This is a genomic window from Streptomyces sp. NPDC060198, assembly GCF_042728415.1.
GTDB lineage: Bacteria > Actinomycetota > Actinomycetes > Streptomycetales > Streptomycetaceae > Streptomyces.
Genome location: NZ_JBHWZJ010000071.1, coordinates 1 through 24,829 on the forward strand (window position 1 = coordinate 1; position 24,829 = coordinate 24,829).

The following is a 24,829-nucleotide window of genomic DNA, read 5'->3' on the forward strand; positions in this document are numbered from 1 at the left end:
CAGGGAGCGGGGACACACCGCACGGTGCTGCCGGGGCGCGTGATCAGTGCGCCGGGACGCCCTGGGGCATCGCGGGCGAGATGCCCAGCGCCGAGGCGTACAGGGACAGCACGAGCTTGCCGATCGCCGGGTAGGCGCCGAGCGGCTCCGCCGTCGCGCAGCCCGCCTCCTTCGCCGCCGCGTCCAGCAGGCCCGTGTCGACCTCGGGACCCACCAGGTAGGGCGCCAGCGCGAGCTGGACGGAGCCCGCGTTCTTCAGCTGGTCCGCGATCGAGGACACCGAGCCTTCCACGTCCAGTGCGGCCGCCATCACGGGCACGGCCAGCCGGGCGGCCAGCAGCATGCCGGTGATCCCGGCGGCCTTCACGGCCTCGTCGCCGCCCACCGTGGCCAGCACGATGCCGTCGGCGGCGGTGGCGACGGTGAACAGCCTGGCCCGGTCGGCACGCGCCAGACCGGCCTCCGAGAGGCGCACGTGCAGCGCCTCGGCCAGCAGCGGGTGCGGGCCCAGCACCTCGGTCAGCTCGACCTGCGTGCCGCTCTCCATGACCGCCTGCCGTATCCGGCGGATCAGGGCGCTGTCGGGTCCCGCCAGCAGCGGGACCACCACGGCTGAGGGGCCCTCGGGCACCGGAACCTCACGCCCGGCGGCGGTGGCCTGCTCGTACGCCGCGACGCGCTCGGCGGCACACTGCGTGAGCACGGAGGCGAGCGCCGGGAATTCGGCGTCGTCGCCTTCGAGGTAACCGATGACCGCGTTGAGGCCGGGCAGCTCGGAACGGGCGATGCTGATGACTTCCTCGGCCACGCTGCGGGCGGCCGGGGAAGGGGTACCGGGAACGGCGAGGACGAGCACGGCAGCGCCCTCGGGTGCGACCACGGGCTCCGGGCGGCGGTGCCGTCCGGACTGGCGAGGTCGCGGCATTCGTACAGGCAGGCCGGAAGCGGGCCCAGTGGGGGTGCTCATGGCGCCGCATGCTACTGGTTTTGGTTGCCCCCTCGTTCAGGGAGGGTACAGCTGGGCGTTATCTGTCCGTTTATGTCCGATGAGTGACGTACCGGTCAACTGCCCCGCTCTGTCTGTCCTCCAGGAGTGTCCCTCAGTCGTCACCGGAGCCGTCGCCGACGACGTGCAGCAGGGTCGGATGGCGGGGCAGCCGAAGGTCCGACCTGGCCAGTGCCCGTGCGAGCAGGAGTGAACCGGCGAGCGGGTCCCCCGCGGCGGAAACCAGGGCCGCGTGCGGGAGCTGCTGCTCCAACTCCTTGCGCAGGGGCGCGAGGAGCGGCTCACCCATACGGAACAGGCCACCCGTAAGAGCTACTTCGACGGGCTCCCCGCCGGAGCTTGTGGCGCGTTCCCCGGCTCCCGTGGTATCCGCCCGCGGGCACACGGCCGCCGCGGCCTCGGCGATGTGCGCGGCGGCGCGGCGCAGGACCGACCTGGCGACGGGGTCCTCCTGTGCACACGCGGCGACCTCGGGCGCGAACGACGCGAGCATCGCGGGCCGGTCGGCGCGGGGATAGAGCAGGCCGGGGAGTCCGGTCGCCGGACCGAACACGGCCCGCAGCCGTGCCAGCAGCGCGGGCGAGCCACCGCGCCGGCCGTCGTGCGCGCGCAGAGCGGCGTCCAGGCCTTCCCGGCCGATCCACGCGCCGCCCCCGCTGTCCCCCAGGAGATGGCCCCAGCCGTCCGCGCGCCGCCACTCGCAGAGATCGCTGCCGAGCGCGATCATCCCGGTGCCGCCTGCGACGACGGCGCCCGGACGCTGTCCGAGCGCACCCGCGTACGCGGTCACCCCGTCCGCCGCGAGGACCAGTGCGCGGACACCGAGCGAGGTGGCCAGCGCCTGCGGCAGCCGAGCGCGCAGATGGTCGCCCAGGGTCGCCATGCCCGCCGCGCCCACCGCGACCGCCGCGATGCGGGCGGGCGGGCGCGCCTCGAGGGCATCACGCGTCAACCGCTCGACCGCCGGGAGGAGTTGGGTCAGGAAGTGGTCGGCGTCGATCCCGTCGGGGCCGGTACGCACCGGCTCCGCGCACACGGTCGTGGCGACGGGCTCCGGGGTGCCGGCGGTGCCGAGCGCGACGCGGAGCCCGGACCCGCCGGAGTCCACCCCGATCACGTACACGCCGACGCCCGGCGTCACGGCAGCTGCCAGTCCACCGGCTGCGCCCCCTGGCGCTCCAGGAACTCGTTGACCCTGCTGAACGGGCGCGAGCCGAAGAAGCCGCGGTCCGCCGACATGGGGGAGGGGTGCGTGGACTCGATGGCGGGGTAGTCGCCCAGCTGCGGGCGCAGTCTGCGGGCGTCGGCGCCCCAGAGCACCGAGACCAGCGGAGTGCCGCGCGCGACGAGCGCCCGGATCGCCTGCTCGGTGACTTCCTCCCAGCCCTTGCCGCGGTGGGCGGCCGGACGGCGCGGGGCCGTGGTCAGTGCCCTGTTGAGCAGCAGCACCCCTTGGCGCGTCCAGGGTGTCAGGTCGCCGTTGGACGGCCGGGGTGTTCCGAGGTCGCTGTGCATCTCGCGGAAGATGTTGTCGAGGCTTCCCGGTACCGGACGCACGTCCGGCGCCACCGCGAAACTCAACCCGATCGCGTGACCCGGCGTCGGATACGGGTCCTGACCGACGATCAGGACCCGCACGTCGGCGAAGGGCTGCTGGAACGCCCGCAGGACGTTCGCGCCGGACGGGACGTAGGTGCGCCCCGCGGCTATCTCCGTACGGAGGAAGTCGCCCATGGCCGCGATGCGTCCGGCGACCGGTTCGAGGGCCTCGGCCCAGCCCGGTTCGATGATTTCTTTCAACGGTCGTGCTGCCACGGGCGCACTCTACTGGGCGTACGGCCGAAACGATCAACTGCCTGGTCGCCGCGTTCTCTCCCGGCGGTGAACCGGAGCCCCGCGCCCGGTGCGTCGGGCGGTCACGGGGTCAGCGCCGTGGCCCTGACGCAGAGCACGTCCGGCAGGTGCGCGGCGAGTTGCGTCCAGCTGTCGCCGTCGTCGGCACTGGCGAACACCTCGCCGTTGCGGTTGCCGAAGTAGATCCCCGCCGGATCGGCGTCGTCCGTGCAGAGCGCGTCGCGCAGCACCGTGCCGTAGTGGTCGCCCTCCGGCAGTCCCCGGGACAGCGGCTCCCAGCTCGCACCTGCGTCGGTGGTGCGGAAGACGCGGCAGCGGTGCTGCGCGGGCACCCGGTCGATGTCCGCGTTGATCGGGAAGATGTAGGCGGTCCCGCCCCTGCGGGGATGGGCCACCGCGGCGAACCCGAAGTCGGAGGGCAGATCGGCCCCGATGTCCGCCCACCGGCCGCCCCCGTCGTCGCTCCGGAACACGCCCCAGTGGTTCTGCAGATAGAGGCGGTCGGGATCGGCCGCATCGCGGGTGACCTTGTGCACGCACTGACCGAACTCCGGTTCCGGGTCGGGCAGATATACCGCCGACACCCCCTTGTTCGCGGGCTCCCAGCTCTCGCCGCCGTCGCTGGTCCGAAAGACGCCCGCCGTCGAGACGGCGACGGTGACGGCCCGGGCGTCCCGCTGGTCGGTGAGGATGGTGTGCAGTCCCTCGCCTCCGCCGCCGGGCACCCAGCGCGAACGCGTCGGATGCTCCCAGAGCGCCCGTACCAGCTCGAAGGACTCGCCCCGGTCCGCCGAGCGGAACAGGGCGGCCGGTTCGGTGCCCGCGTAGACCACGTCCGGCGCCTCGGGGCCGGCCGGCTGCAACTGCCAGACGCGCTCCAGGGACGCCCCGGTGAACTTCGGGAACTTCACCGCGGGCCTGGTGGGCTCCACCCAGGTCGCGCCGAGGTCGTCCGAGTGGAAGACGGACGGCCCCCAGTGCGAGCTGTCACCGCCCACCAGCAGCCTCGGCGCGGGGCCCCGGGTATCGATGGCGATCGAACAGATGGCCTGCGCGTTGAAGTGGGGAGCATCGAACTCCCAGGTCCCACCGAGCCTGCGCCCGATGAAGAGCCCCTTGCGCGTGCCCACCGTGAGCAGAACATCGGTCATGGCCGAGCCTCCCGAAACGCCGTAGTTGCCGGATGTGTGCCATTTTGCACCTAGGTACGGGAGCCGTCCCGCAGTGCAGGGGGTGTGCGGGTCGGAGCGTGTCCCGGTGGGTGGGCGGGCGACCGGGGCCGGTGGAACGTGGAGCGGTGGGGCGCCACCGCTCCGGCCGGGAGTGCGGATGTGCTGGAATGCCCGGGCGGGCCGGTACGCAGATCGCGCGGCCCCGGAGCGGGAGCGGAGCACCAGGATGAGCAGCGGGTTCGAGGATGCCGAGGGGCGCACGGCGGCCTGGGAGGTGGAGCCCGGCACCCCGGGGGACCCGCTCCGGGTGGGGCTGAGGATCGTGGCCCCGGACCGGCGCCTGGAACTCGGCTGTACCCCGGTCGCGGCCCGGGAACTGGCGGCGGCCCTCCTTGCCGCGGCCGAGCTGGCGGAGCGGGCCAGTCCGGCCGGTCCCGTCACCGTGCGGGCGGACGAACTGCTGCGGGGCGATGTGCGGGACGGCCCGCGGGTGATGACCGTCGGGAGCGCCAGGGTCGAGGGGGCGGACGTCCACGTCGTCTGGACGTCCGGCGCCGGCCGGAGCTGGACGCAGGTCTATGACGCCGAAACGCCGATCGCCCTGCGGCGGCGACGGAGAGGGGAGGAGGGCTGAGGGTGGAGAAGGGGCGAGGTGGGGCGCTCGCGTGAACGGCCGCGCGGGTGGGTGTGTGAACGCCGTAAGAACCCTTCCTTGGTTCGCCGTCCGTCGTAGTACGGTATCTGTCGTACTAACGTCGTCGGCTCCGCCCGGCGGCGCGGTCCTTCCTGCGAAACGGAGTCCGGCGTGAGCGCCCTTTTCGAGCCCTACGTCCTGCGGTCGGTGACCGTGCCCAACCGTGTCTGGATGCCGCCGATGTGCCAGTACAGTGCGGCGCCGGCCGGTCCGGACGCCGGGATCCCCAACGACTGGCACTTCGCGCACTACGCGTCCCGGGCGGTCGGTGGCGTCGGGCTCATCCTGGTGGAGGCCACCGGGGTCAGCCCCGAGGGCCGCATCAGCCCCGCCGACCTCGGCATATGGAACGACCGCCAGGTGGAAGCGTTCCGGAAGATCACCTCCTTCCTGGCCGGCCAGGGGACCGTCTCCGGGATCCAGCTCGCGCACGCCGGCCGCAAGGCGTCCACCGACGCTCCCTGGCGCGGCGGCGGCGCGCTCTCCGAGGCGGACGGCGGCTGGCAGCCGCTCGGACCCAGCCCGCTGGCCTTCGATGAAGGCAGCCCCGTTCCGGCCGAGCTGACGGTTGATCAGATCAAGGATGTGGTGAGGCAGTTCGCCGACGCCGCTCGGCGCGCGCTCGCCGCCGGTTTCCAGGTCGTCGAGATCCACGGCGCCCACGGTTACCTGATCGGCGAGTTCCTCTCCCCGGACAGCAACCACCGCACCGACGCCTACGGCGGCTCTTTCGAGAACCGCACCCGCTTCGCCCTCGAAGTCGTCGATGCCGTACGGGAGGTGTGGCCCGAGGAACTGCCGCTCTTCTTCCGCATCTCCGCGACGGACTGGCTCACCGAGAACGCGGACGACCCGCGCGAGGGCTGGACCGGCGACGACACGGTCCGGTTCGCGCGCGATCTCAAGGCGCACGGCGTCGACCTGCTCGACGTCTCCACCGGCGGCAACGCGCCTCGGGCGCAGATTCCCGTGGGCCCGAACTACCAGGTCCCCTTCGCCGAGCGCGTCCGGACCGAGGCCGGTCTGCCGGTCGCCGCGGTCGGCCTCATCACCGAGCCGGTGCAGGCGGAGAAGATCCTCGTCGACGAGCAGGCGGACGCCGTCCTCATCGGCCGGGAACTGCTGCGCGACCCCTACTTCGCACGCGACGCCGCGCGGGAACTGGGCGGCGACGTGCGTGTACCGCCCCAGTACGGCCGCTCGGTCTGACCGACGGGCGGCAACTCCCCGGCCCGCGCCGCCGGGCGGGGGGGGGCTTCCGTACCTCCCGAGCGGCCGGGAAGACCGGGGGAGGGGCGGGATCCTCGGTAGGCTGGCCGTGATGCCTACCACCCAGGGCCCCACCTTCCGCGAACTCGCCGTCCAGGCGCTCTCCTCGACCGAGCGCGGGTACGACCTGCTCGCCCCGAAGTTCGACCACTCGCCCTACCGCACCCCGGACCGCGTCCTCGACGCCGTGACCGAGGCGCTCCGGCCGCTCGGGCCGTTCGCCCGCGGCCTGGACGTCTGCTGCGGCACCGGTGCGGGTGTCGGCGTGCTGCGCCAGGTGTGCCACGAACGGGTCACCGGCGTCGACTTCAGCGCGGGCATGCTCGCCGTCGGCCGGTCCTCGGCTGCGAACGCGCCCGCCGGACCGCCCCGATCCGCGAACTCCGCTGCCCCCGTGCCCGGACCCCCGGTCGACTGGGTGCGGGCCGACGCCAGGGCCCTGCCCTTCGCGGCCGCCTTCGACCTGGCGCTGAGCTTCGGCGCGTTCGGACACTTCCTGCCGTCCGAACGCCCGGCACTCTTCGCCCAGGTGCGCGCCTCGCTCCGGCCCGGTGGACGGTTCGTCTTTCCGGTGGGCGCCCCGCCGGCCGTCGGCTCGCGGGCGTACTGGACGCTCCTCGGGTTCGACACGGCGATGCGCGTGCGCAACGCCCTGTGGCGCCCGCGCTTCGTCATGTACTACCGCACGTTCCGGCTGCCCGACGTCCTCACCGACCTCGCGGCCAACGGTTTCTCGGTGCGCCTGAGCCCTCTCACAGGCCTGGGAGCGCGCCCGGACGGTGCCCCGCGGGCCCGTCTCGTGGTGGCCACCGTCCGCTGACCCGCACCGCGTACCCGTCCCCGCGGGTTCCGTACCATGGAGACCTTCGGACGAAGTGGAGCCCACAGTGACCCCCGCCAGCCACACCGCGCTTTCCGCGCCGTCCCTCACCCGGGGGCGCTCCGCGGCGTCCGGCGGTGCCCGTGTGCTCGCGCATCCGTCCCTGGAGGAGATCCGGCTCGAACACGTGCTGCACGCGCTGGCCGATCCGATACGCCTGTGCATCGTCCGGCAGATGGCAGGCGCTCCGGCCGGGCTGGCCTGTTCGTACTTCGAACTCCCGGTCGCCAAGTCGACCCTGACGCACCACTTCCGTGTCCTGCGGGAGAGCGGGGTCATCCACCAGATCTACCGGGGCACCGCGAAGTTGAACGAACTGCGCGGGGACGACCTGGAGAAGCTCTACCCCGGCCTGCTCGACAGCGTCCTGCGCGCGGCCGACCGGGAAGCGGTACGACTCCCGGGAGTCCGACCGGCGTGACCCCGGGCCGGCCGGCGGAGCACCCGAGGGCGCCCGGCCGACGGACTCCCGGACCGGCCGGGGCGCGAGCAACCGCCCGGCGATCCCGGCAGCGGGTCAGGTCTGCAGCGCTCGCATCCGGTCGACCTCGGCGGCCTGCTGCGCGGCGACGTCGGTGGCCATCTCCTCCACCCGGACGTTGTTGCCGTCGGTGAGGGCCTCCGTGGCCATGGTGATGGCCCCCTGGTGGTGGGTGATCATCAGGCTGAGGAAGAGCTGGTCGAACGCTCTGCCCCGCGCGGCCTTCAGGCGCGCAAGCTGTGCCTCGGTCGCCATGCCGGGCATCGCGGAGTGATCGTGTGCCGCGCGCTGTTCGCCGTCGTTGTCTTTCAGCCAACCTCGCATGGCCTCGATCTCCGGCTTCTGCCCCGCGGCAATGCGCTCCGCGAGCCGCTGGACCGAGGCTGAAGTGGCGTGCTGCTCGGCGAGTTCCGTCATGACGAGGGCTTGTTCGTGGTGGTGGATCATGCGCTGCACGTACTGGTAGTCGGCGGAGTTCGGGGTGTCGGCGACCGTCTCCTTCCGCGCCTCCTCCGCCGTGAGGGTTCTGGCCTCCTCGCCCGGTTTCCCGGGGGCGACGACACTCTGGCCGGTGGTCTTCCGGGGCGACGCGTCGTCGTCCGCGTCGCACGAGGACAGCGCCAGCACGGATGCGAGGGCGGCCACGGCCATGGCGGTCGCGCCCGGGCGTATCGTCTGTCGGTCGAACAGCACGGCGGCCTCCGGTTGCCAAGGGGGGTGTTGGTGACCAACAACTAGCATGCTTCCACGCCATGTTGATCAAACACTTTCATTACGTCTCTGTTGCCACCTGTTGATGTGTACATGGAAGAAGCCATACTTCCACCGACCGAGAACCGTTCGACCCCGAACGGAATCAAGGGAGGACGAAGTGACCTTGTTGCACACCACCCGCGTGCGACGGAGACGACTGGGCGCGGCAGCCGCCGTGGCCGGACTCATCGCGACGCTGCTGACAGCCACCAACGCCGTAGCGTCACCCGACCCCGGCGACACGACCGCCGCCCCTGTCGCCGTGTCGTCGGACACCCGCGCCGAGGCGGAGGCGGCCCTCGCGAACGGCGGCATACCCGGAGTCGACGAGATCGTCCACAGCGGCAACATCGAGCACCTCGCCAACGTGCCGAAGGACGCGCTGCTGGGCCTCAACACGGACCTGGCCTTCCAGGGGAAGTACGCCTTCGCCGGCAACTACGACGGCTTCCGCATCTTCGACATCGGCAACCCGAAGAAGCCGAAGACGGTCGCCCAGGTGCTCTGCCCCGGTTCGCAGAACGACATCTCGGTCTCGGGGAACCTGCTCTTCCTCTCCACCGACTCCTCGCGCAGCGACAACTCCTGCGCCAGCACCACCCAGCCCGCCACCGAGAAGTCCTCCTGGGAGGGCATCAAGGTCTTCGACATCAGCGACAAGCGCCACCCCGAGTACGTCGCCTCCGTCGAGACCGCCTGCGGTTCGCACACCCACACCATCGTGCCGAAGCGCAACGACGTGTACGTGTACGTGTCCTCGTACTCGCCCAACGCGGCGTTCCCCGACTGCCAGCCGCCGCACGACGGAATCTCCGTCATCAAGGTGCCCCGCAAGGCGCCCGAGCAGGCCCGGATCGTGAACTTCCCGGTGCTCTTCCCGGACGGCGGCAATCCTGGAGCCCCGGACAACCCCGGTGTCTCCAAGACCACCGGCTGCCACGACATCACCGTGTTGCCCTCCGAGGACCTCGCGGCGGGCGCCTGCATGGGGGACGGCCTGCTGTTCTCCATCAAGGACCCGGCCAACCCGAAGATCATCGACCGGGTGCAGGACAACGTGAACTTCGCGTTCTGGCACTCGGCCACCTTCAACCAGGACGCCGACAAGGTCGTCTTCACGGACGAGCTCGGCGGCGGTGGCGCGGCCACCTGCAACGAGGAGATCGGACCGAACCGCGGCGCCGACGGCATCTACGACATCGTCGGCAGGGGCGACCACCGCAAGCTGGTCTTCCGCAGCTACTACAAGATCGACCGCTACCAGGCCGACGTCGAGGTCTGCGTCGCCCACAACGGCTCGATCATCCCCGTCAAGGGCCGGGACCTGATGGTCCAGGCGTGGTACCAGGGGGGCATCTCCGTCTGGGACTTCACCGACTCCAGCAAGCCCGAGGAGATCGCCTACTTCGAGCGCGGACCCGTCAGCCTCGACGCCGTCACCACGGCCGGACCCTGGTCGGCGTACTACTACAACGGTTACATCTACTCCAACGACATCGCCAAGGGCCTGGACGTCCTCGCCCTGCACGACCGGCGGACCGACCCGGCGAAGCGGGTCCGGCTCGACGAGCTGAACGTCCAGACGCAGCCCGACTACTTCGACCGCTGACCCCGAACCGCCTCAGCGGGCAGCGACGCGCCACGCGGTCCGCCGGGTCCCCGCCCGGCGGACCGCCCCCGTCGCCCGGCACGCGGTGGGAGGACGGAATAACGCGTTGACCGGTGAGCAGCGCGGGGAGATGCTGGAGGCGCTGATTCCGGCGGCGCGGGGAACCGCCGGAATCACATCAGCGCCCGGAGCCCACACGGCGCTCCATGCAGACGAGCTCCCGCCGGTCCTCCCAGGACTCGACTGCGGTGAAGCCGTGACGGACGTACAGCGCGATCGCGCCGGTCCGCCAGCTCCAGACGGAGAGGCGCACCGCACGGACGCCGGATTCCCCGGCCGCCGCGAGCGCCTCCCGGATCAGACCGGACGCCACGCCGCCGCCGCGGAAGGCGGGGCCGACCCACAGCCGCTTGATCTCCGAGCGCCCGTCGCCGTCGGCGGCGGTCAGGATCGCGCACCCTGCGGCGGTGTCGTCGTGGAGGGCCAGCAGCACGAGGCCGCCGGCGAACGCGGTGGCCGGGGACCGGATCTCGGACAGATACCGCTCGGGGAGGTCCTCCCTGCCCACGACGCCCAGGCCCTTCTCCTCCTCCGTGCGCAGGTGGTAGGCGGTGAGGAGGCCCGTGAGGCCGTGCGCGGGGGAAACCTCGGCGCCGGGAAGGCGCAGGGTGCGAAAAGCGGGGCGGTCGTTCATCCCGGAAGGGTCGCACGCACTCCCGCGCGCGCCGGAGTCCCCCAGGCTCAGGCCGCCGGTCGCCGGGTGCTCGTCCCCGTCGCGGCGGCCCATTCGACCAGCAGCCTCTGGTACGTCGCCTCGTCCGCGGCGGACAGCACGAGGCCGTCCGAGCGCTGCAGCAGATGGCGGATCTCCTGGTTGATCACCGCTGCGGGACGGACGGAACGTGACGAGGTGCGAAGACAGGACATGCCCACCAGGCTACGGGGCCGGATCCGGCGATCGGGCCGCCCGGCGGGCGGGACATCTCACACCAGCCGCCCCTCGTACGGAGCAACCTTTTCAGGCCGTCTCCGTCACCAGCCCCAGCCGCAGCAGTCCGTCCGGCCGCTCGGTCACCGGCAGGTGGTCCACGAAGCGCACCCCGCACCCCAGCGCGGCGGCCCCGGCGTCCGCGTGACGGTCGTCACCGACCATCACCACGTCCTCGGGACGCAAGGAGAGCCGCTCGCAGGCGGTACGGAAGAGCCGCGCGTCCGGCTTCTGCACACCGTGCTCGAAGGAGAGGACGTACGCGTCCACGAACTCGTCCAGCCCGTGGGCCCGGAAAACGGGACGCAGGTCCCAGCCGATGTTGCTGACCACCCCGACCGCCGTGCCGTTGGCCCGCAGGCCGCCCAGCACCTGGACCGCGTCCGGGTAGGGGCGCCAGGCGTCGGGGGACATGTGGCGTGCGTAGAGCGCCTCGTGCGTTCCCTCGCCGGGCAGTCGGACCTCGCGCGCCAGTCCGGTGTACGCGGCACGGTGCAGCTCCGCGCTCCCGTCGCGCGCCGCGTACACCTCGGCCAGAGCGGCCGGTACGCGCGCCGGGGCCGGCCCGCCCGGCAGCGCTCCGGCGTCCGTCAGCTCGCGTACGTACCGGTCGAAGCTCTCCTCGTCGGTCACCGTGCCCTGCTCGTCGAAGACCGCGCGGAGCCAGGAACCGACCGACTCGATGCGGAAAAGGGTCCCGGAGAAGTCGAAGAGCACGCCCTTGATCGTCATGGTGGCGATCTTGCCGTGGTCAGGATCGGTGTGACAAATTCCCCGTCCGGCTCCAGCCCTGGCCGGACCGCGCGAGGAACGCCGTGTGACCAGCGATGGAGAGCGCCACCACGCCCACCCCGAGCAGCACCCCGGCCACCACGTCCGAGAGCCAGTGCACCCCCAGGTAGACCCTGGTGAAGGAGACGCCCGCCACCGAGAGGCAGGCCACCGACACGGCCGCGCCCCTGACCGCTGGCCCCGCCCGCCACAGCAGCCACAGCAGCAGGCCGCACCCCACCGTCGCCGACATCGCGTGGCCCGAGGGGAACGCGGCGTACTGCGCGGAGTCGACCGGGTCCTGCCACTGGGGGCGCTCCCGGCCCACGGCCGCCTTGATCCCCTGCTGGAGGAGGGTGGAGAAGACCATGGTCCCCGCGATCCAGCAGGCGAGCAGCCGGGCCCCGCGCCACCACAGGGCCACGACGGCGACCGTGATCAGGGCACGCGCGGTCCAGGGGTCCCACACCCAGTCCGTCAGCACCCGGGCGACGCGGACCTCTCCGGGCCGGGTGACGGCACGGCGGTGCAGCCCCTCGGCGACGGCGTGGTCCACGGTCATCAGGGGCGCCCAGGCCGTGGCCACCATCACCAGCAGGGCGAGGGCGAGCGCGCCGCAGACCGCCCCGGCCGCCACCGCACGCGTGACCGTCGCAGACCCGGAAGGCCGCGCGGGGACGCGGTCGGGAGTGGACATGCGGCGATTTTCGCCGAAAGTACCCGCTTCCGGGTGGACGCCGCCCCGTGCGGAACGCCGGGGTCCGGGTGGATCGGGGCGCGCGGGGGGCGTACGTCCGCCGCTTACCGGGAGGACCCCCGTCCAGGGGCACCCTGCGAGGCGGGCGCGTCCTTCGCCCGGCCGGTGCGGTCAGCCGCGAGATAGAGGGTGTCCACTCCTGCGGCCCGGTCGTCCTCGATGCGGAGGACGGTGGAGAATCCCAGGCTGCCGAGGAGTTCGAGATGGCCCGTGTTGGTGGACCAGGTCCGCAGCACGATCCACGGGGGCAGGGATTCCGGGAGAGCGAAGAGTTCCTGGTAGAGGACGCGTGCGATGCCCTGCCGCCGGTAGTGGTTGCGCACCGCGATGGTGCTGACGTACAGGCAGGGACACAAGTCGGCGAAGCGCGGGTCTCGGTGGTTGCTCCGGAAGGACACAAAGCCGGCGGCCTGGCCTTCGTGCCGGGACATGACGAGGTCCTGGCGGAGCATCTCCTCCAGGTAGTCGTTGCCCGGGCCGGGGGCGTCCGGGGCGCCGGGGGCGCGCTCACGAAGATCGGCCACGGCAGTCCCCCCGCGCAGCGTCAGCGGGGGGACGAACTCGCCCGCGACCTCCGTGAACATCTCCGTCAGCTCGTGCACTTCAGCTGGGGGAATGGTCCCGGGCCGGTACCACTGTGTGCTGATGTCGCTCACGCCACTCCTTCGTCGAGCCGACGCCGGTGCCGGCCCGGCGGGCCGCTCAGGGCCGTCGGCGTCGCGTCCTCGGCCGTCGGCGCACGCGCGTGAAATCTACTGCGAACAGGGCCCAGAAACCAAGGAGGGGGATGACGGTGGCAACCACATGGAGCAGGGTGAATCCGACGTCGGTGAGGGAGGGGACGAGGCTTGCTATTCCGGCGGCCGCGGAGATGGCGAACAGGACCTGAACGCGGCGGAGTTCGGTCTCGTTGTTGTAGTCGGCCAGCTGGCGGGAGTGGTTTTCCAGCGCGTGAAGGCGTGACATGGCGGTCTCCTTGTGCCTGCGGACCTTCAGGTTCGTCTCGAGGTACTCCGCGACCCGCAGTAGAACGGGGTCCTTGAGCATGACGTCGAGATTGTCGATCTCCGACAGGTCTTGCACGAGAGCCGTCTGGTTCTGGGACAGGACGTGGGCGCCCGCCAGCCCCCTGCTTGCGCCTCCCGATCGTCCGCGCAGGTCGTGGGCGTTGATCCACAGCTGGCAGACGTACCACTGGGCGTGGACCAGGTTCAGCAGCGAGATGACCGTCTCGGCTTCGGCCGCCACCGCTCCGGACTCTCCCCGGATCACCGTCGACCACCCGGAACTCGCGATTTCCAGGCCCCTGAACCCGAGAGAGTCGGCGATCCCGTCCTCGGGGAGTGCGGCAGTGCCGTCGGCGAGCCAGAGCAACTGCCGCACCCGCTCGCCGGGAAGGTCGCTCATGTTGCCGACGAAGCACAGACGGAAGTCGTGGAACGCGTAGCAGAACGGCCGGGGCTCGATGATGTCGGCCGCCGCGACCCGCAGCGCCCGCACCGCTGATCCGTGCGTTTCGCAGTCGCCTGCCCGCAGGCCGGCCGGGATACGCAGACTCAGATTGTCGCTGAGCGCGTCGCACCGTTCGAGGTAAGGAAGATAGTCCCGGTTCTTCCACTCGACCAGGTCGTCGTAGAAAGTCTCTATGTCGGCCGTGCCGGCGATCAGAGTGAACGCGTAGTCGACCGAAACGACGCCGAGCCACGGGTACACCCGCATTCGGCAGTCGAAGGACCACGTGCCCCCGGCGAGCGACTTCTCCCCGCCGGGCAGGGCGCAGGAGACGACCGGTGCGTGCCCTGCCAGATAGGACAGATTCCAGCTGCGCAGCATGGTCATGTCCACCGTCAGCGCGCCGTGCCGGGCCTCCACCACCTCCATCAGCCGTCCCGGGTCGGTGATGGTTCCGCCGAGGTCGTACTTCATGGGGACGAAAACCTTTAACTCCGAGCCACGCGTCTCCATGTGTTCCCCCCGATTCGAGTCCGGACCTGCACGACCTGGGCCCAAGCAACCCCTGGGGGTGTGCGACGTCAGTCACGGCACCCTGCCGCGTCGTCGGAGTCCGCGTGCTTCGACGGTGCAAACGCTCCTCCGCCTCGCGATGTGCCGCATCCGACGCCGCGCATGGGTCCACCACGTAGTGCGGGACAGCCCTCAGGTCTCAGGCCCAGTGGTCCATGACAGCCCGAACTCGCTTTATTGGCAAGGTATTTGAGAATTCGCTCGACACGCGTTCTGTCGGCGTGGCGTGCCGCGGCGCCCGCGCTCGTCGCCCGGAACCGCCCGTACCCCGTACTTCTACGGCCGCAGGGTGCCGATCGCCGGCACGAACGCCACCAGCAGCGGAACGAGCGGGACCAGCGAAGCGGCGGCGGTGAGCCGGAGCCGGTGCCCGGCGGTCAGCCGTTCCACCGGATCCAGCAGCCTGTTCACGCGGCGCGGCACCTGTCCGGCCTGGGTGTGGCACGGGTCGAAGACGCCCCGGTCCTCGTTGAGCCCGACCAGCGCGAGGGCGGTCGTCAGCCGGCCGAAGCGCCGTGACGCCACGTCGTCGGCGGCCAGTTCGACCAGCCGGTGCATCTCGTCACGGAACGCGGCGAAGACCGGTACCTGAGGGAAACCGTTGGCCAGGGCGGCCGAGCAGTGCAGCAGCCAGTCGTGCCGGGCCCTGGCGTGTCCCTGTTCGTGGGCGAGGACCGCGTCCAGCTGGCGGCCCTTCAGGCGGACCAGCGCGGCTGTGGTGATGACCAGGCGCGGGGTCGATCCGGGCAGCCACCAGGCGTCGGGGCGGGGCCCCTCCAGGATCACCAGCCGCGCGTCGCCGGGCTCCTCGCCGTCCAAGTGCGGCGAACGTACGAGCAGTTCGGCTCGGCTCAGACTCCGCCGCCTGCGTGCGCGGCGTACCTCGCGCAGCAGCATCGCCCCGCTCCACACGCCCCCGAAGGCCAGCACCACGGCCACCACCGCCGACCAGGGGCCGTAGCCGGCCAGGGCATAGGCCTCGACCACCGCGCGCGGGGCAGGTGCGAAGACTTGGCCACGGACCGCCTGCCAGGCCGCCGCCGCGCTGAACGTCATCGACAGGGCGAAGGAGACCAGCACCCCCGCGACCACGCACTGCCAGACCCACAGGGCCACCACGGGCTCGCGCTCGGGCCAATGGGCCCGCGCCATCAGGCGGGGAGCCAGCACGGCGGTCAGTGCGCCGAGCGTCAGCAGGGCGAGGGAGACCAACATGCGGTCAGCCTATGAGCGCGCGGAACGCGCCGATACGGCTCCGGCCGTCAAGTGACGTACGCCACGGCGCGTGGACGCATGGAAGCGCGCGGCATGCGCGGAGCGTGCGGTGCCGAGACCCGCCGGGCACGTGCGCGTCAGAGGCCCGCCAGCATCGCGAGCATGGCCAGGCCCATCGTCACCCTGCAGGCGAGCGCCAGTTCGGGCCGGGCGTGCCCGCCACCGGCCACCAGGCCGGCCCCGGCCCCTGCGCTTGCGGCGACGGGTATCAGGCGTCCGGCGGCGCCCAGGACGTAGAGCGCGTAGTAGAGGAGGAGCGCCCCGGTCAGCAGGGGGAGGCCCGCTCCTGGAACTCCTCCGCCGTGCCCGGCGTGCGGGCTGCCCCCGGCGCCGGGCGCCATGGCGACGGCCATGTGGACCATGGCCAGCGAGCCGACCAGATGGTGGAGATGGTGGCCGCCTCTGCGCGCCGCCCAGGCGGACCGCAGGGCGGCCCCGCCGAAGAGCACCGTGTACGCCGCCCAGGCCCACCCGGGGGGCGTGAACAGGGCAGCCGGAACGGCCATCGCGGCCATGCCGAACCCCATGAGCGCCTCGGCGTGAGCGGCTCGACGCGTCTCGCCGGTCCCGGCGCGCGCCCGCAGCAGGCAGTACACGCCCGTCGCCGCGCACAGCACCATGAGCAGCCAGCCGGACAGCGCCGGTCCGTGCACGGCACACCTCCCCCTCCGCCAAAGCTGTCCCGTACTCGATTCCCGGCGTGTCGCCGTGACAACCCGGCGCACGGTGGCGCATGGGGTGCACGAGGGGGAGTGACCGCGTTCGTGGTGGGCTCCGGCGATCGGGTTACCCTCGTGCGCGACGCCGGAGCAGAGGTCCGGCGTCGTAGCAGAGCACCGCCCGGCGGGCGAGCCCGAAGGCACCTGCCGCGGGCGGAGAAACGGAGACCGTTCCATGGAGATCGCCCCGCCGCGCACCACGCACCGGCTCACCTTCCGCGACGCGGCCGAGGACGACGTGCCGGCGCTCGTCGAGCTGGTCGAGTCCGCCTACCGGGGTGAGTCCAGCCGCACCGGCTGGACCAGCGAGGCGCACATGCTCGAAGGCCGGCGGACCAACGACGCGGAGGTGCGCGAGATCATCGCCACCCCCGGCGGGCGGCTGCTCGTGGCCGAACGCGACGGCGCCATCGTCGCTTGCTGCCAGCTCGAACACCGCGGTGACGCGGCCTACTTCGGAATGTTCTCGGTCCGCCCGGGCCAGCAGGGCGTCGGGCTCGGCAAGACCGTCATCGCCGAGGCGGAGCGGGTGGCCCGCGAGGAGTGGGGCGTCACCGGGATGCAGATGACGGTGATCTCCCTGCGCGCCGAGCTGATCGCCTTCTACGAGCGCCGCGGGTATGCCCGAACGGGCCGTATGAGCCCCTTCCCCTACGGTGACGAGCGCTTCGGGACTCCGCTCCGAGACGACCTGGAGTTCGAACTGCTGGTGAAGGAGTTCGGGGCCGGGGAGTCCGGGAACGACATGCGGTAGGTCCCGCTTCTCCCGCTCGCCCGCCCACCGAAGGCGCCGCCGTGCCCGGCGGGGCCTTCGGAGGGTTCACCGCGCCGCGGTGCTCAGGCCGTGTTCGTGTTCAGACATCCGGAGTCCCGAAAGCGGCTGCCCCAGCGACGGCCGTGGCGCTGTCGTTGGGGCAGCCGTGGCGCCGTCGCGGCGGTTGCGATCCGGTCGACACGTCCGGTCCTGCTCCGGAGAATCACCGCATGAGCCTGAATGTGGACACCTACGTGTACGGAGCCGACGGCGAGTGGACCCTCCTGGAGGATCCCGACGACGACTACAGCAGGACCATGGCCGGATTCGAGAGATCGCGCGGCAAGCTGTGGGGCTCCGAGGCGATGCGGGCGCTGGGAGCTCGCTACTTTCCCCGGCTCGACGGCGACAACCTGAAGGTCGAGCCAGGTGCGATCGATGACTTCCTGTCCGAGTGCGACGCGATACGCCCGCACCTCGCTGACCTTGGTGAAGCCAGTGGTTACCACACGGAGTACGTCACCAGCTGCTTCGACAACATCGTCGCTGCCGCCGTGCGAGCCAAAGCCGAGGGTGGCGGCGTCATCGTCTGGTGAGGCTGCATTCCTTGTGCTCGGGCAGCGCGGTGCCGGTATCCACCAGGACCATCGGGTCTACCGATGGCATCGAGGGCCCGCTGGGGTCTGACGACTTGCCAACGTCCTGACGGGGCGAGGGCCGGCGGTGCTCCTTTCCGGCTGACTGCCCGGGCCGGAGCCGCGAGCGCTCCCGGAAGCGTGACGTATCCGCGAAGCCGTCCGCCCGACGTCGTGGTGCGGCGGACTCTCGCCCGGCGGCTCCGTCGCGGAAGGGAACCGGCTCAGGCCCCGCGGATCTCCGGGCGGTCCGTCGTCGCCCCGTCGAGGCCGAACGCCCGAACCAGCGCCAGCTGTTCGGGGGTGTTCACCACCCAGGCGATGACCCGCAGCCCGGCGCCGCGTGCCTGCTCCACGGTCTCCAGCGTCAGCCGCCGGATGTTGAGTGCGAGCGTGGCCGCGCCCGCCGCCCGGGCCCGCTCCACCACGTCCGGTCCCCAGCGGCTCGCGATCAGCACGGTCGGCAAGCCCGGCAGCAGCCGGCCGGTCTCCGCGACCGCCTCGTCGTGGAAGGACGACACCTCCACCCGTCCCGTCAGGCCCCGCCGAGTGATCACGTCGGCCAGTGCCCGGGCCGCCGCGGCGTCCTTGATCTCCGCCTGGATCGGCGAGTCCACCGCGTCGAGCACCTCCTCGAAGAGGGGCACCCGCTCGCCCTGTCCGGCGTCCAGCTCGCGCAGTTCCGCCAGCGTCTTGTCCGCGATCCGGCCAGTTCCGTCGGTCGTGCGGTCCACTTCCGCGTCGTGCATCACGACGAGCGCGCCGTCCTTGCTCAGGTGCAGATCCAGTTCGATGGCGTCCATCCCCGCCCGCTGGGCCCGGACGAAGGACCGCAGCGTGTTCTCCGGCTCGACGCCCATGAGCCCGCGATGACCGATGGTGACGAAGGGCAAGGCACTCTCCTGAATTCTCGCGTGGCCCGGCCGCGTTCCTCGCACCGCCCCGGCTGCCGGAGCGTACCTGCCCAGCCGTCGACACGGCACGACATGGGTGACGGAAGTAACGTTGTCCTGAGGGGTTACAGGAAAATCAGCGGTGACCATGGAGCTGGGCAGGATAATTTATTGAATCTCACTTGTCCTGGGGAACCGTGCCCGGATACGCTCGCCGAACGCGAGGTTCTGTGGAGGAAACGGCTATGACGGAAATTCTGGTACACGACGTCCCCGGCGGCGGCGCGGCCGCAGCCGGGCGGGTGGTCGACCACCCTGCGTGGCCCGTGCTCAGGAACGCCGTGGAGAAGATCAGGCCCTGGCAGTCCAAGGACGGCTCGATCGACTTCGCGGCGGAGGGTGCCCCCGACGCGGCGGTCGTGGATGCCACCCTCGGCCGGATCATCGGCGCGGTCGAGGAGCTCTCCCCGCTGCTGCCGCACGATGCCGCCTACCACCGTGCCCTCGTCGGCGATCTGCGCCGCTGGGCCGAGGGCGGTTTCGGGGTTCCGGACTTCCTGGACTCCCTGCTCGCCTTCCAGCCGGCCAAGCACCGGGCGGACGGGCTCCAGCACCTCGTCGTCTTCGCCATGTACACCCAGAACGGCAATCCCGACCGCAACCTCGAAGCGGTCGTGCTCCGCATGGTCTGGCCCGAGTGGCTCGCCGAGCTGGAGGCGACCCGGTACGACAATCCGCTGTTCTGCGGTATCACCTTCGAGGGCTTCACCTCCGGGTACGACACGAACTCCGCGGTGCTCTTCCCGGAGACCATCGCCGTGCGTGAGGCCCCTGACCGCTTCAGCTGGGGTGGCATCTTCTGCGACCGCGAGGCCGCCCGCTTCCGCCGGGTCACCGAGGCCGCCGTCGGCCTGCTCGGCCTGGAGCTGCCGGCGGACATCCAGGAGATGGTCGGCGACCAGCAGCGTTGTGAGCAGGCATTCGTGCTCTGGGACATGGTCCACGACCGCACCCACAGCCACGGCGACCTGCCGTTCGACCCCTTCATGATCAAGCAGCGCCAGCCGTTCTGGATGTACGGACTGGAGGAGCTGCGGTGCGACCTCACCGCCTTCAAGGAGGCCGTGAAGCTGGAGGCCGACGGCTTCCCGCAGGGCCGCGACGTCCAGTACGCCGTCCTCTTCGACCGCATGTTCCGCTTCCCCGTCACCGGTGAGCGAGTACGCAACTACGACGGCCTCGGCGGCCAGCTGCTCTTCGCCTACCTCCACAAGCACGACGTCGTCCGCTGGACGGACAACACCCTGAAGATCGACTGGGACCGTGCCCCGCAGGTCACCAACCAGCTCTGCGGCGAGATCGAGAAGCTCTACCGCGACGGCATCGACCGCCCCAAGCTGGTCCACTGGTTCGCCGCTTACGACCTGGTCGCCGAGTACCTCTCCCCGCACCCGGGCTCGCGCTGGGCCAAGGGCCCCGACGCGCTGGACCTGACACAACCGCCGCGCAAACTCGTGGACGACGTGCTTCCGGACGAGTTTCCCCTGAGCATGTTCTATGAGGCGCTCTCCAAGAAACTGAAGCACGTGATCGCGTCCACGGTGGGGATCACCGCGGCGAGCGCCGAGCGGGTGGCCGCGTGAGCGAGGGTCCCAAGGAGGCGGTGGCCATGAACGGTGTCCGTAGCGGAACCGGCCCACTGGAAGGCGCGGTGATCGCGGTGGCCGGTGCTGCCGGTCCGGCGGGCCGTGCCACACTGCTCCGCCTCGCCGAGGCCGGAGCGACGGTCGTCGGGGCGGACGCGCACCCGGAACGGCTGGCGGAAGCGGTCGACGCGGCGCGGTACGCGCACGGCGGGGCCAGCGTCACCGGGGAGACCGTGGACCTGCTGGACCCGGCCGCCGCCCGTGAGTGGGCCGACAAGACGGAGACGGAGTTCGGCCGGATCGACGGCCTGGTCCACCTCGTCGGCGGCTGGCGTGGCAGCGCGAACTTCGCCGAGACCAATCTCTCCGACTGGGACGCGCTGGAGAAGCTGCTCATCCGCACCGTGCAGTCCACCTCGCTCGCCTTCCAGGCAGGCCTGGAGCGCAGCGACCGGGGCCGTTATGTCCTGATCAGCGCCTTGGGTGCGACCCGGCCCACCGCGGGAAACGCGGCGTACGCGGCGGCGAAGGCCGCTGCCGAGGCGTGGACGCTCGCCCTCGCCGACGCCTTCCGCAAGGCGGGGGGCGAGGAAGGGCCCAGGACGGCTGCTGCGATCCTGGTCGTGAAGGCACTGGTGCACGACGCGATGCGCGCCGAGCGCCCGACTGCGAAATTCGCGGGATTCACCGACGTGAGCGAACTGGCCGAGGCCATCGCCGGCGTCTGGGACCGACCCGCACCCGATGTGAACGGAAAGCGCCTGTGGCTGACTCCGCAACCGTAACGACCGACGCGCGTCGTCATCACGACCCGGAGATACGCGGCTTCGCCAGTGACAACTACGCCGGTACCCACCCGGAGATCCTGGCCGCCCTCGCCCTCGCCAACGACGGCCACCAGGTCGCCTACGGCGGGGACGTGTACACGGACCACCTCCAGGACGTCGTACGAGGCCACTTCGGTGAGGCTGCCGAGGCCTACCCGGTCTTCAACGGAACCGGGGCCAACGTGCTGGCCCTCCAGGCCCTGGCGGACCGCTGGGGCGCGGTGATCTGCGCGGAGTCCGCGCACATCAACATGGACGAGGGGGGTGCTCCGGAGCGCGTCGGCGGACTGAAGCTCCTCACCGTCCCGTCCCCGGACGGCAAGCTGACGCCCGCGCTCGTCGACCGCCAGGCGTACGGCTTCGACGACGAGCACCGCGCGATGCCCCAGGTGGTCTCGATCACCCAGAGCACCGAACTGGGCACTCTGTACACCCCTCAGGAGATCCGCGAGATCTGCGACCACGCCCACGGACTCGGGATGAAGGTCCACCTCGACGGCTCCAGGATCGCCAACGCGGCGGCCTCCCTGGACCTGCCGATGCGCGCCTTCACCACCGACGCGGGCGTCGACGTGATCTCCCTCGGCGGCACCAAGAACGGCGCGATCTTCGGCGAGGCCGTCGTCGTGCTCGACCCCGACACGGTCCGCGCGATGAAGCACCTGCGCAAGACGTCGATGCAACTCGCCTCCAAGATGCGCTTCGTCTCCGTGCAGCTGGAAGCCCTGTTCGCGGGTGACCTCTGGCTGCGCAACGCCCGGCACGCCAACGCGATGGCCCAGCGCCTCGCCGAAGGCGTCCGTGCCCTGGACGGGGTGGAGATCCTCTACCCCGTCCAGTCCAACGGAGTCTTCGCCCGGCTGCCGCACGACGTCGCCGAGCGGCTCCAGAAGCGCTTCCGCTTCTACTTCTGGGACGAGGCCGCGGGTGACGTCCGCTGGATGTGCGCCTTCGACACGCGAGAGAGCGACGTGGACGCCTTCGTCGAGGCGCTCGCCGAGGAGCTGAAGGGCTGAAAGGCGTGGCGCAGTCATAGTGCATGCATGGATATGCGGTCGACCGGAAAAGTATTTGCCTCCGGTCGGCCGCACTCCTATGCTCTGCGCGCATGGAACTGATCCAGGAGAGCCCGGACCTCGACGCCTATCTCGCGTCGGACGAGGCGATCGACCACCAGCATCCGTACGTGACCGAGACCGCGCGACGCCTCGGCGCCGACACCAGTGATGCGTACACCTACGCCGAGGCCGCTTTCACCTTCGTCCGCGACACCATCCCGCATTCCGCGGACTCGGGGGACCTCCGGGTGCCCTGGCGCGCCTCCGACGTCCTCGCGACCCGTAACGGCATCTGCTACGCCAAATCGCACGCCCTGGCCGCCCTGCTGCGCGTCGCGGGCATCCCCGCCGCGCTCTGCTACCAGCGGCTCGTGGACGAGGAGGGAGACGTCCCCGTGGTGCACGGGCTCGTCGCCCTGCGACTCCCGGGCCGGGACCGCTGGGCCCGGGTCGACGCACGCGGGAACAGGCCCGGTGTCGACGCGCGGTTCTCCCTCGACCACGAGCGGCTGGCCTGGCCGGTGCACCCCGCCCTCGGGGGAGTGGACTACCCCGTCCTGTATGCGGCCCCGCACCCCGAGGTGCTGTCGACACTGAGGCAGGCGCGCGACCGCCACCACCTCGGGGAGACGCTGCCCGGCTCGCTCTGACTGACCCGGCGCGCTACGATCCGGCGCGCTCTGACCCGGCGCACGTCCCCGGCCGGCGCGGTCCGTGCGCCGGCCCGGTCCTGCCCGCTGAATCAGCCGCGCTCGCGGACCTCCGCCGCGGTCGGAGCCGTACCGCCGAGGTGCGCGGGCACCCACCAGGTGTCGCCCGCGTCCTTCGGCCGTACCGGATAGGCGCGCTGCGCGGCCTCCAGGAGCTCCTGGACCCCCTCGCGCAGCCGGCGCGTGATGGCCCCCGCGTACTGGTCCGCCGGGGCCTCGACCGGAGCGCCGACCCTTATGGTCACCGGGATGTGGTTCCGCCGGAAGTTGCGCGGGTGGCCCTTGGTCCAGATCCGCTGGGTGCCCCACAAGGCCATCGGGATCAGCGGTACGCCCGCCTCCTGGGCCAGTCGGGCGGCACCCGACTTGAAGCTCTTCAGCGTGAAGGACGACGAGATGGTCGCCTCGGGGAACACCCCGACGATCTCGCCGGACCGCAGCGAGGCCAGTGCGTGCGCGTAGGCGTCCTCCCCCTGCTTCCGGTCGACGGGGATGTGCTTCATCCCGCGCATCAGCGGGCCGGAGACCTTGTGCCGGAACACCGACTCCTTGGCCATGAACCGGACGAGCCGCTTCTGCGGAAGGGCGGCGAGGCCGGAGAAGATGAAGTCGAGATAACTGATGTGGTTGCTGACCAGCACCGCGCCACCGGTTCTCGGGATGTTCTCCGAACCCTGAGTGTCGATCTTCAGGTCGAGCGCCTTGAACATGGTGCGAGCGGCGCCGATGACCGGTCGATAGACGAGTTCTGCCATCTGGAGAAGACTCCTTCTTCTGCGCCTGGGGAGGGTTCTCCCGGCGGAAGTTACGCGGCCGTAGGTTTTCGGCATTGTGGCGATGGTGCCCCATGTGCGACGCGGTGGCCAGTCCCGATGGACCCGGGCGGCGAGATTCTCATCACGTGCCCCTGCCGGGAATGCGCCGTCGCCTCCCGGCGCTGACGTCCTGCGGGGAACTCCGACGGAAGGACGACGGTGGACAGGACGACGGATGCGCAGAGGCTGGACGCCTCCCAACTCGGCGCGGAACTCGGCACACGGGCGACGTTGGTGCAGTTCTCCACCGCGTTCTGCCAGCCCTGCCGCGCCACGCGCCGCACGCTCGCCGAGGTCGCGGGCATGGTCGAGGGGGTCGCCCACGTCGAGATCGACGCCGAGGCCCACCTCACTCTCGTCCGCACACTCGACATCCGCGCCACCCCCACCGTCCTCGTCCTCGACGCCCGGGGCACGGTCGTCCGCCGTGCGACGGGACAGCCACGCACGGTCGACGTCGTGGCCGCCCTCGGCCGGGCGATATGACGGGCCGTGACACTTCTCCCACATGGCGATACGCACTTGACGGTGACGGGCGAGCATCGTCAGTCTGACGTTATGCCACCGGAAATCCTTCTCTACGGCCGGGTCCACGTCGACCTGGCACGCAACGCGAGCGCGCGCTGTCCGGGTGTCTGAGCACCTACGGACCCGTATGCCCGACTCGCAGAAGGACAATTCCATGACGGTTTCGCCCGAGCTCCGCACCGCCGTTCCCGCCTCTCCCCAGCTGCTCCGCTCGGTCTTCCGGCAGCACGCCGCGGGGGTCGCGGTGATCACTGCGACCGGTGGGCAGCCCGTCGGATTCACCGCCACCTCGCTCAACTCCGTCGCGGCCGAGCCTCCGCTGATCTCCTTCGGCGTTGCCACCTCGTCCTCCAGCTGGCCGGTGGTCGCGGAAGCCGCGCACATAGGCGTGCACATACTCGCCGAGGACCAGGCCGAACTGGCCGCCACCTTCGCCCGCTCGGGGGCCGACCGCTTCGGCCCGGGCACCGCCTGGCACCGAGGACCCGAGGGCGTGCCGGTGCTCGACGGGGTGGTCGCCTGGCTGGTCTGCCGGGTGGTGGCCCGGGTTCCCGCGGGCGACCACTGCATCGTCATCGCACAGGTCGAGGTCGGCGACCCCGAGGGCGGCGGCCGTCCGCTGGTCTACCACGAGGGCCGCTTCACCTCCCTGCGGGACTGACCCGGAAGGCTGTCGCGGGGCCGCTCCCGGTGCCGGATCCGAGGATCCT

28 protein-coding genes are annotated in these 24,829 nt (G+C 71.3%); 13 read left to right on the forward strand and 15 right to left on the reverse strand.

Translation table 11 applies throughout. The features are described from left to right. Window positions 1-43: 43 nt before the first annotated feature. From ACFWEP_RS12290 to ACFWEP_RS12305, 4 genes are all read right to left on the reverse strand, one after another. On the reverse strand, window positions 44-967 hold the full coding sequence (locus ACFWEP_RS12290; RefSeq protein WP_387369156.1) for a sirohydrochlorin chelatase: 924 nt from the start codon (window positions 965-967) through the stop codon (window positions 44-46). 133 nt (window positions 968-1,100) lie between these two features. Beyond that, the gene (locus tag ACFWEP_RS12295; RefSeq protein ID WP_387369158.1) at window positions 1,101-2,147 is read right to left on the reverse strand and encodes an N-acetylglucosamine kinase; all 1,047 of its coding nucleotides are present in this window, start codon (window positions 2,145-2,147) and stop codon (window positions 1,101-1,103) included. Beyond that, window positions 2,144-2,821: a uracil-DNA glycosylase gene (locus ACFWEP_RS12300; protein ID WP_387369160.1), complete on the reverse strand. Its 678-nt coding sequence runs from the start codon at window positions 2,819-2,821 to the stop codon at window positions 2,144-2,146. The genes ACFWEP_RS12295 and ACFWEP_RS12300 overlap by 4 nt, the downstream gene beginning before the upstream one ends. A gap of 101 nt (window positions 2,822-2,922) precedes the next feature. Further along, on the reverse strand, window positions 2,923-4,011 hold the full coding sequence (locus ACFWEP_RS12305) for a WD40/YVTN/BNR-like repeat-containing protein (RefSeq protein WP_387369162.1): 1,089 nt from the start codon (window positions 4,009-4,011) through the stop codon (window positions 2,923-2,925). A 247-nt stretch (window positions 4,012-4,258) separates the two neighbouring features. Here ACFWEP_RS12305 and ACFWEP_RS12310 point away from each other — a divergent pair, with 247 nt between their 5' ends. The 4 genes from ACFWEP_RS12310 (at window position 4,259) to ACFWEP_RS12325 (ending at window position 7,296) form a co-directional block, all read left to right on the forward strand. Continuing rightward, entirely contained in the window at window positions 4,259-4,666 is a 408-nt protein-coding gene (locus ACFWEP_RS12310) for a hypothetical protein (protein ID WP_387369165.1), read from the forward strand. Between the two features lie 171 nt (window positions 4,667-4,837). After that, window positions 4,838-5,935, forward strand: a complete 1,098-nt coding sequence (locus ACFWEP_RS12315) for an NADH:flavin oxidoreductase/NADH oxidase (RefSeq protein WP_387369167.1) — start codon at window positions 4,838-4,840, stop codon at window positions 5,933-5,935. Between the two features lie 112 nt (window positions 5,936-6,047). Continuing rightward, the gene (locus ACFWEP_RS12320; RefSeq protein WP_387369169.1) at window positions 6,048-6,815 is read left to right on the forward strand and encodes a class I SAM-dependent methyltransferase; all 768 of its coding nucleotides are present in this window, start codon (window positions 6,048-6,050) and stop codon (window positions 6,813-6,815) included. A gap of 67 nt (window positions 6,816-6,882) precedes the next feature. Continuing rightward, complete coding sequence (locus ACFWEP_RS12325; protein ID WP_387369171.1) at window positions 6,883-7,296, forward strand: ArsR/SmtB family transcription factor; 414 nt, start codon at window positions 6,883-6,885, stop codon at window positions 7,294-7,296. A 96-nt stretch (window positions 7,297-7,392) separates the two neighbouring features. Here the strand turns inward: ACFWEP_RS12325 and ACFWEP_RS12330 are convergent, their stop codons facing one another. Beyond that, window positions 7,393-8,007, reverse strand: coding sequence for a DUF305 domain-containing protein (locus tag ACFWEP_RS12330; protein WP_387369209.1), 615 nt, complete (start codon window positions 8,005-8,007; stop codon window positions 7,393-7,395). Between the two features lie 220 nt (window positions 8,008-8,227). Between ACFWEP_RS12330 and ACFWEP_RS12335 the strand changes: the two genes are divergently transcribed. Beyond that, on the forward strand, window positions 8,228-9,718 hold the full coding sequence (locus tag ACFWEP_RS12335) for an LVIVD repeat-containing protein (protein WP_387369173.1): 1,491 nt from the start codon (window positions 8,228-8,230) through the stop codon (window positions 9,716-9,718). A 178-nt stretch (window positions 9,719-9,896) separates the two neighbouring features. Here ACFWEP_RS12335 and ACFWEP_RS12340 read toward each other — a convergent pair whose 3' ends face one another. The 8 genes from ACFWEP_RS12340 to ACFWEP_RS12375 form a co-directional block, all read right to left on the reverse strand. After that, the gene (locus ACFWEP_RS12340) at window positions 9,897-10,412 is read right to left on the reverse strand and encodes a GNAT family N-acetyltransferase (protein ID WP_387369175.1); all 516 of its coding nucleotides are present in this window, start codon (window positions 10,410-10,412) and stop codon (window positions 9,897-9,899) included. Between the two features lie 47 nt (window positions 10,413-10,459). Further along, the gene (locus tag ACFWEP_RS12345) at window positions 10,460-10,645 is read right to left on the reverse strand and encodes a hypothetical protein (RefSeq protein ID WP_387369177.1); all 186 of its coding nucleotides are present in this window, start codon (window positions 10,643-10,645) and stop codon (window positions 10,460-10,462) included. 91 nt (window positions 10,646-10,736) lie between these two features. Further along, complete coding sequence (locus ACFWEP_RS12350) at window positions 10,737-11,438, reverse strand: HAD family hydrolase (protein ID WP_387369179.1); 702 nt, start codon at window positions 11,436-11,438, stop codon at window positions 10,737-10,739. Between the two features lie 19 nt (window positions 11,439-11,457). After that, on the reverse strand, window positions 11,458-12,174 hold the full coding sequence (locus ACFWEP_RS12355) for a phosphatase PAP2 family protein (protein WP_387369181.1): 717 nt from the start codon (window positions 12,172-12,174) through the stop codon (window positions 11,458-11,460). A gap of 104 nt (window positions 12,175-12,278) precedes the next feature. Further along, window positions 12,279-12,890, reverse strand: coding sequence for a GNAT family N-acetyltransferase (locus tag ACFWEP_RS12360; RefSeq protein WP_387369183.1), 612 nt, complete (start codon window positions 12,888-12,890; stop codon window positions 12,279-12,281). A 46-nt stretch (window positions 12,891-12,936) separates the two neighbouring features. Continuing rightward, complete coding sequence (locus ACFWEP_RS12365; RefSeq protein WP_387369186.1) at window positions 12,937-14,160, reverse strand: hypothetical protein; 1,224 nt, start codon at window positions 14,158-14,160, stop codon at window positions 12,937-12,939. 375 nt (window positions 14,161-14,535) lie between these two features. After that, window positions 14,536-15,474, reverse strand: a complete 939-nt coding sequence (locus tag ACFWEP_RS12370; RefSeq protein ID WP_387369188.1) for a M56 family metallopeptidase — start codon at window positions 15,472-15,474, stop codon at window positions 14,536-14,538. Between the two features lie 137 nt (window positions 15,475-15,611). Then, a complete protein-coding gene (locus tag ACFWEP_RS12375; RefSeq protein WP_387369190.1) occupies window positions 15,612-16,187 on the reverse strand; it encodes a DUF5134 domain-containing protein in 576 nt (191 codons plus the stop codon). A 241-nt stretch (window positions 16,188-16,428) separates the two neighbouring features. Here ACFWEP_RS12375 and ACFWEP_RS12380 point away from each other — a divergent pair, with 241 nt between their 5' ends. Together ACFWEP_RS12380 and ACFWEP_RS12385 are read left to right on the forward strand one after the other, a co-directional pair. After that, window positions 16,429-17,007: a GNAT family N-acetyltransferase gene (locus ACFWEP_RS12380; protein ID WP_387369192.1), complete on the forward strand. Its 579-nt coding sequence runs from the start codon at window positions 16,429-16,431 to the stop codon at window positions 17,005-17,007. A gap of 230 nt (window positions 17,008-17,237) precedes the next feature. Further along, window positions 17,238-17,603 carry a hypothetical protein gene (locus ACFWEP_RS12385; protein WP_387369194.1) on the forward strand — a complete coding sequence of 122 codons (366 nt, stop codon included), beginning with the start codon at window positions 17,238-17,240 and terminating at the stop codon, window positions 17,601-17,603. Between the two features lie 263 nt (window positions 17,604-17,866). On the opposite strand, the gene ACFWEP_RS12390 is transcribed toward ACFWEP_RS12385, so the two are convergent. Further along, window positions 17,867-18,535: a glycerophosphodiester phosphodiesterase gene (locus ACFWEP_RS12390; RefSeq protein ID WP_387369196.1), complete on the reverse strand. Its 669-nt coding sequence runs from the start codon at window positions 18,533-18,535 to the stop codon at window positions 17,867-17,869. Window positions 18,536-18,780: 245 nt separating this feature from the next. Here ACFWEP_RS12390 and ACFWEP_RS12395 point away from each other — a divergent pair, with 245 nt between their 5' ends. From ACFWEP_RS12395 to ACFWEP_RS12410, 4 genes are all read left to right on the forward strand, one after another. Then, entirely contained in the window at window positions 18,781-20,178 is a 1,398-nt protein-coding gene (locus tag ACFWEP_RS12395; RefSeq protein ID WP_387369198.1) for a DUF6421 family protein, read from the forward strand. A gap of 26 nt (window positions 20,179-20,204) precedes the next feature. Next, window positions 20,205-20,966, forward strand: coding sequence for an SDR family NAD(P)-dependent oxidoreductase (locus ACFWEP_RS12400; RefSeq protein WP_387369200.1), 762 nt, complete (start codon window positions 20,205-20,207; stop codon window positions 20,964-20,966). Further along, complete coding sequence (locus tag ACFWEP_RS12405; protein WP_387369202.1) at window positions 20,945-22,024, forward strand: threonine aldolase family protein; 1,080 nt, start codon at window positions 20,945-20,947, stop codon at window positions 22,022-22,024. Before ACFWEP_RS12400 ends, ACFWEP_RS12405 begins: the two co-directional genes overlap by 22 nt. A gap of 92 nt (window positions 22,025-22,116) precedes the next feature. Next, window positions 22,117-22,716 carry a transglutaminase family protein gene (locus ACFWEP_RS12410; protein ID WP_387369204.1) on the forward strand — a complete coding sequence of 200 codons (600 nt, stop codon included), beginning with the start codon at window positions 22,117-22,119 and terminating at the stop codon, window positions 22,714-22,716. Window positions 22,717-22,808: 92 nt separating this feature from the next. On the opposite strand, the gene ACFWEP_RS12415 is transcribed toward ACFWEP_RS12410, so the two are convergent. Next, complete coding sequence (locus tag ACFWEP_RS12415) at window positions 22,809-23,531, reverse strand: lysophospholipid acyltransferase family protein (RefSeq protein WP_387369205.1); 723 nt, start codon at window positions 23,529-23,531, stop codon at window positions 22,809-22,811. Window positions 23,532-23,750: 219 nt separating this feature from the next. Here ACFWEP_RS12415 and ACFWEP_RS12420 point away from each other — a divergent pair, with 219 nt between their 5' ends. Together ACFWEP_RS12420 and ACFWEP_RS12425 are read left to right on the forward strand one after the other, a co-directional pair. Continuing rightward, window positions 23,751-24,077, forward strand: a complete 327-nt coding sequence (locus tag ACFWEP_RS12420) for a TlpA family protein disulfide reductase (RefSeq protein WP_387369206.1) — start codon at window positions 23,751-23,753, stop codon at window positions 24,075-24,077. Window positions 24,078-24,273: 196 nt separating this feature from the next. After that, window positions 24,274-24,780 (forward strand): flavin reductase family protein, encoded by a 507-nt coding sequence (locus tag ACFWEP_RS12425; RefSeq protein ID WP_387369208.1) that lies wholly within the window; start codon window positions 24,274-24,276, stop codon window positions 24,778-24,780. Window positions 24,781-24,829: the final 49 nt, after the last annotated feature.